This is a genomic window from Nonlabens sp. (genome assembly GCF_039941875.1).
Lineage (GTDB): Bacteria > Bacteroidota > Bacteroidia > Flavobacteriales > Flavobacteriaceae > Nonlabens.
Map to the genome: position 1 here is coordinate 61,111 of NZ_JBDVDQ010000018.1, position 6,248 is coordinate 67,358.

Below are 6,248 nucleotides of genomic sequence, written 5' to 3' on the forward strand. Positions count from 1 at the left end.
ATGAATCTAGAAAGCCGTATTGCAAAGACACATAAGAGTCCTGAAGAATTATATAACTTTTTAACTAAAGTAGAAAATTTTAAAGACTTGATGCCTGAAGACACTAAGTTTGAACTCAAAGGAGAAGACAAGTTCTTATTCGGTCTTAAAGGTATGCCAGAAATAGCTCTAGGATTAAAAGAAAAAACACCTCATTCTAAAGTAGTATTAGGTTCTACTAGTGATAAACTAGCCTTCACATTAACCTGTAACATAAATGAGGTAGCATCAGGCTCTGAAGCACAACTTCATTTTGATGGTGACTTTAATGCGATGATGGCTATGATGATTAAGGGTCCTATCAAAAAGTTTTTAGAGCAGCTTGCTAACGGAATTGAAAAAATTTAATACATCCATTTTAATTCTTTAAGGTCGTAAACTCTTAACTTGTTATCGACTTTTAAAACTAATTTACCTTCATTATCTATACCTTCTACCTTGCCATCAAAAATGATGTCATTAGACTTAAAACTGGTCACCTGACGGTATTTGAATAGATATTTATTATAATCTTGCGCGACTTTTAAAGGGTCGCGCAAATTATTTTTAAGAACATTTAAAAAACCTATCAATAACACTTCTAGCTCAAATTCTTTTCCAGTTATATTTTTTAAAGAAATAGCTTTAGGCAGTCCTTCAAAATCATCCTGATTTACATTAAGACCTATACCAACGACACTATTTGACAAAACATTGCCAGAATAACTGTTCTCTATGAGAATGCCAGCTAGTTTATGATTAACTGACAGTATGTCGTTAGGCCATTTTATTTTTGACTGAATCTGCAAATCATTTTTTAACCACTCAACTATACTGACAGATACGATTTGATTAATTAAAAAAGGAGTCAAATCGACAATATTTTCAGTAATCAAAACACTAAACGTCAGGTTTTTACCATCTTCCGTTACCCACTTTGCACCCTGCTGTCCTTTACCTCTCGTTTGCTTTAAACTATAGATAGCAGTAAGATGTGGAAGCACGCTTTCGCGAAAGCGAGATTTCAACTCATCATTAGTAGATGTAGTGGCATGTAATTTGACTATGTTCAAAACGAAAATTTATTCGCGAGTTTATGGGTTATTTAGCAAATCCAGCTCAAAAAAAGAATAAATTTGTGAATACAAAAAATATTTGATGACTAAACAAGAAGTTTCTACAGATGCCCTTATCGCACAAATCGTTGCAGGAATAGAGGATGTAAAAGGAAATAACATAACAATACTTGATTTAAGAGAACTAGAAAACACTGTTACTAGTTATTTTATTATATGCAATGGTAACTCTAACACTCAAGTAAATGCAATAGTAAACTCAGTCCAAAGAAGAGTGCGTAAAGAACTTCATGAAAATGCATGGCATGTAGAGGGTACCGATCAAGGAGAATGGGTTTTAATGGATTATGTGAACGTCGTAGTTCATGTATTTCAAAAGCAAATTAGAGAATATTACGACCTTGAAGAACTTTGGGGCGATGCAAAATCTACAGTTATAGAAAGTACTTATTAATTAAGATCACACCACGTAATGTCAGAAAATCAAAATAAAGATTCAGATAAAAAACGTCCTAATTTAATGCCTGGACAAGGAAAACCTAAATATAGTATATGGTGGGTAGTAGTACCTATCGCGCTACTTTTTGTAGGGTACAGTGTATTTAACAGCACGTTTAATCAAACTAAGAAATTAAATTACTTAGAGTTTTTTAAATCTATAGATGCAAAACAAGTTGACAGCATAGTTGTTGTTAGCAACAGAGGTATCGCTCAAGTATATCTTACTAAAGAGGCTTTAAAACTAGAAGAACACAAAGCTGCGAAAAAAGACCCATCTCTAGGAGGCATTAAGCTACCTAACTACACAGTAGAATTCGGTGATGCTAAGACTTTTGAAGAAAGATTAATTCTTGAAATAAATGAATCCAGCCCAGAAACTAAATTAGTTTTTGATCGTGAAGATGAAGGAATCATCGATCTTTTAATTTCTTTTTTACCGTTTATATTTATCATAGGAATATGGCTATTCTTAATGAGGCGTATGAGTGGCGGCGGCGCTGGCGGTGGCGGCGGACAGATTTTCAACATAGGAAAATCAAAAGCTAAATTATTTGATCAAAAAACTGATATAAAAACAACATTTAAAGATGTTGCAGGACTAGAAGGCGCTAAGGAAGAAGTACAAGAGATAGTAGATTTCCTTAAAAACCCAGAAAAATACACTTCATTAGGTGGTAAAATACCTAAAGGAGCGTTACTTGTAGGTTCACCAGGTACTGGTAAAACATTACTTGCTAAGGCTGTTGCTGGAGAAGCAAAGGTTCCTTTCTTTTCTTTAAGTGGTTCTGACTTTGTTGAGATGTTTGTAGGTGTAGGTGCTAGTCGTGTACGTGACTTATTTAAACAAGCTAAAGAAAAATCACCTGCGATTATCTTTATAGACGAAATCGATGCTATAGGACGCGCTCGTGGAAAATCAAACATGTCAGGTTCTAATGATGAAAGAGAAAATACGTTAAATCAACTTCTTACCGAGATGGACGGATTTGGTACTAACACTAACGTAATTGTATTAGCAGCTACTAACCGTGCAGACATATTGGACAAAGCACTTATGCGTGCTGGAAGATTTGACAGACAGATTTATGTAGATCTTCCAGATGTAAGAGAACGCGAGCAAATATTTGAAGTTCACTTGAGACCTCTTAAAAAGGTAGAAAATGAACTAGACACAGCGTTTTTAGCAAAGCAAACACCTGGTTTCTCTGGTGCTGATATTGCAAACGTATGTAATGAAGCTGCTCTAATCGCTGCTAGAAATGGTAAAAAAGCTGTAGGAAAACAAGATTTCTTAGACGCGGTAGACCGTATAGTAGGTGGACTAGAAAAGAAAAACAAACTAATCACTCCGTCAGAAAAGAAAACTATTGCATACCATGAAGCTGGTCACGCAACTGTTAGCTGGATGACAGAACACGCTGCTCCACTAATCAAGGTAACTATAGTACCACGCGGACAGTCTTTAGGTGCTGCATGGTATCTACCTGAAGAAAGACAAATAGTACGTCCAGAACAAATGCTAGATGAGATGTGTGCTACTATGGGTGGTCGCGCTGCAGAGAAAGTTATTTTTAATAATATTTCTACAGGCGCACTTAGCGATCTTGAAAAAGTAACTAAACAAGCAAGAGCTATGGTTACTATTTATGGTCTTAATGATAAAGTAGGTAATATTACTTATTATGACTCTAGTGGTCAACAAGAGTATTCTATGACCAAACCATATAGTGAACAAACTGCTGTAGTTATAGATGAAGAGATTTCTAAAATAATAGAAGAACAATACCAGCGCGCTATCAAGATTCTTGATGAAAATAAAGATAAGTTAACTGAGCTGGCTGAAATTCTTCTAGAAAAAGAAGTGATTTTCAAAGATGATCTAGAAAAAATATTTGGAAAACGTCCATTTATTAAAGAAGAAGCGATCTCTTTAAAATCATCTAATAGATCGGTTTTGAACAGTACTCCATCTGTGGATGAGGAAGAATAGTTTGCTAGCATAAGTAATAGTAACTATATTTACATTTCATCCCTAAATAAATGCTGTCATAGGCAATGAGTATATTTAAAAAGTTTTTCAAGAAATCCACTGAATCTAAACCTGTTGAAGGTTCTGGACCGGAACGTTCTAAATATATGCCCGAAGAAAAACCTCCTCTTGACGAGGAGTTTATTCACAATTTCCAGCATCAAGGTGGTAGATTTCTTTATGCTATAGATGAAAAAGAGATTCAGCAACATTTTGAAGACATTCTTGTAGAGCACGATTATTTTGAAAAAAATGTATTGTGTTTTGATCAAGAACTAAGCAGACGTTTTCAGGGTTTCAATCTTAAATTTTCATCTACAAAGCTAGATGGAGAATTTTTCTTAGGAACTTGTGAAAATGTTATTGCAAATAATGGAGCCATACTTTTTTCTTCTAGACAAATTAAAGAAACGAAACCAGCTGAATTACCAGACACTTATGTAATTCTAGCTAGTACAAGCCAGATAGTTGAATCTATAGGAGAAGGATTGAGAGGTATTAAACATAATAGTAAAGCTCATATTCCTACAAATATCACGACGCTTAAAAACTTTAAAGAAAAAGTTCTTAAACAAGAAAAAGATTTAATGGACTACGGCACACCTAATAAAAGAGTATATCTTTTACTTTTAGAAGACTTGTAAATGAGAGAATTAATAACTCGTTCCATATCAGGAATCGTTTACGTTTCCTTAGTGGTATTAAGCGCCCTATTCTCTAGGGATGTATTCATCGTTTTATTTTGTGTATTTGCATTTATCTGCCTTCTAGAGTTAATGCCTATGATAAGGCTAAAACAGTGGTTTATATACCCTATTCTACCTATTGCCTATTATTTTATTGTGTGGAAAAGTGTATCGATGGAATTTATTTATGTTCTGTTAGGTGCTACTTTATTAGTAAATATATACTTGATAAGAGATCTAGTACTGGTAGATAGGATTGCTCTGTTTAATACAAAAAAGCACATCATTGCTTTATTATACCTTATAGGTAGTAGCTTGTTTCTAGCACTCATACCAGATGTTGTAGAACAACTAGATTTAGTAACACCAAAGTATCAACCAGAATTATTAATTGGAATTTTTGCTATTATCTGGACTAATGACAGTTTTGCTTATCTTTTTGGTAAAAACTTTGGTAAGCACAAATTAATGAAGCGCATATCTCCTAAAAAAACTATTGAAGGCTTTTTAGGCGGACTGGTTATGGCTATTGCAGCAGGTGCTGGCCTATATTACTATCTACTTTACATAGGTATTATTAACTATACCGTTTGGGACTGGATGATTATCGCATTTGTAGTAGCATTTTTTGGTACGATAGGAGACTTAATACAAAGTAAAATTAAAAGACAGGCTGAGGTGAAAGACAGCGGTAGTATAATGCCTGGACATGGTGGTATTTTTGACCGTATGGATAGTATTATATTTGCAGCCCCATTTGCTTACGCAACATTTATAATTATCAATCATGTTTCATAAAGAAGGAAGTAAAATAATCTTAATTGCATTTGTATTAACTTTTGCAATAATGAGCACTATATGGATAGTGAGCATACCTGAATGGTTACAAATAGGATTATCGGTAGTTACTATTGGATTCTTATTTATAATTCTACAGTTTTTTAGAAACCCTAAAAGAAATACGGAATTAAATGACAAAACGATAGTTTCTCCAGTAGATGGAAAAGTGGTTGTTATAGAAAAAGTTACCGATAATGAATACTTTAAAGGAGAACGATTAATGATATCTGTCTTTATGTCTCCTATAAATGTTCATGTGACTAGATACCCTATTTCTGGTAAAGTTGCTTACAGCAAATACCACCCTGGTAAATACCTAGTAGCATGGCACCCTAAAGCTAGCGAAGAAAACGAAAGAACTACTGTTGTTATTAATCACAAGAACCAAATACAAGTGATGTATCGCCAGATAGCTGGTGCACTTGCAAAACGTATTGTAAATTATGCTCAAGAAAACGAGCAAATAGTGCAAGGAAGCGATAGCGGCTTTATTAAATTCGGTAGTCGTGTGGATGTTTATTTACCTATAGACACTCCAGTGACCGTAAAACTGAATGAAAAAGTAAAAGGAGGAGAAACTGTACTGGCTACATTTTAAATGACAGAAAAAGATATAGACATAGCTTTTAATAAGGCGTTTGACAAGGCATCCACTGAAGAACAATCTTTGGTGCCACCAGACCTGCAATTGCATCTATACGCCTATTATAAGCGCGCGATAGACGAACCTTATGTTAACAATCGCAGCTTTGAATCTAACGACCTGAGGAGCGCTTTTAAGATGAATGCACTTATCCAGGTACAATCTCTTACTAAAACAGAAGCTAAGAGAAAATATATAGAAATAATTGAAAAATTATACCCTAAACCTTGGTAAGGAAATTATCATTTTCACCACACAAAATCAAATAAAAACCCTCAAAAGAAATTATTCTTTTGAGGGTTTTTATTTGATTCTATTGTCCCGTCCTAGAATAGCGATACACTAAAATCTTAGTGTAATGAAAACACCTATAAACATTGGTTATGTGAAACGTACCCAAAAAGACTACTCGCTTTCTTTTAAGCTTCAAGTAGTAGAAGAAATTGAATCAGGAC

Annotated in this window: 8 protein-coding genes; 7 read left to right on the top strand and 1 reads right to left on the bottom strand. The window is 34.2% G+C overall.

The features are described from left to right. The gene (locus tag ABJF08_RS11485; protein ID WP_348116368.1) at nucleotides 1–387 is read left to right on the top strand and encodes an SRPBCC family protein; all 387 of its coding nucleotides are present in this window, start codon (nucleotides 1–3) and stop codon (nucleotides 385–387) included. Here the strand turns inward: ABJF08_RS11485 and ABJF08_RS11490 are convergent. Next, nucleotides 384–1,091, bottom strand: a complete 708-nt coding sequence (locus ABJF08_RS11490; RefSeq protein WP_348116369.1) for a biotin--[acetyl-CoA-carboxylase] ligase — start codon at nucleotides 1,089–1,091, stop codon at nucleotides 384–386. The genes ABJF08_RS11485 and ABJF08_RS11490 overlap by 4 nt on opposite strands. 85 nt (nucleotides 1,092–1,176) lie before the next feature. On the opposite strand from ABJF08_RS11490, the gene rsfS reads away from it, so the two are divergent. The 6 genes from rsfS (at nucleotide 1,177) to ABJF08_RS11520 (ending at nucleotide 6,027) form a co-directional block, all read left to right on the top strand. Further along, on the top strand, nucleotides 1,177–1,548 hold the full coding sequence (gene rsfS / locus ABJF08_RS11495) for a ribosome silencing factor (RefSeq protein WP_104515686.1): 372 nt from the start codon (nucleotides 1,177–1,179) through the stop codon (nucleotides 1,546–1,548). Nucleotides 1,549–1,614: 66 nt separating this feature from the next. Further along, nucleotides 1,615–3,585, top strand: a complete 1,971-nt coding sequence (gene ftsH, locus ABJF08_RS11500) for an ATP-dependent zinc metalloprotease FtsH (RefSeq protein ID WP_348116372.1) — start codon at nucleotides 1,615–1,617, stop codon at nucleotides 3,583–3,585. A 65-nt stretch (nucleotides 3,586–3,650) separates the two neighbouring features. Then, nucleotides 3,651–4,268, top strand: coding sequence for a lactate utilization protein B/C (locus ABJF08_RS11505; protein ID WP_348116370.1), 618 nt, complete (start codon nucleotides 3,651–3,653; stop codon nucleotides 4,266–4,268). Further along, entirely contained in the window at nucleotides 4,269–5,108 is an 840-nt protein-coding gene (locus tag ABJF08_RS11510) for a phosphatidate cytidylyltransferase (protein ID WP_104515689.1), read from the top strand. It abuts the gene before it with no gap. Then, the gene (locus ABJF08_RS11515; RefSeq protein ID WP_348116371.1) at nucleotides 5,098–5,748 is read left to right on the top strand and encodes a phosphatidylserine decarboxylase family protein; all 651 of its coding nucleotides are present in this window, start codon (nucleotides 5,098–5,100) and stop codon (nucleotides 5,746–5,748) included. Before ABJF08_RS11510 ends, ABJF08_RS11515 begins: the two co-directional genes overlap by 11 nt. Beyond that, nucleotides 5,749–6,027, top strand: a complete 279-nt coding sequence (locus tag ABJF08_RS11520) for an acyl-CoA-binding protein (RefSeq protein WP_104515691.1) — start codon at nucleotides 5,749–5,751, stop codon at nucleotides 6,025–6,027. Nucleotides 6,028–6,248 lie beyond the last annotated feature (221 nt).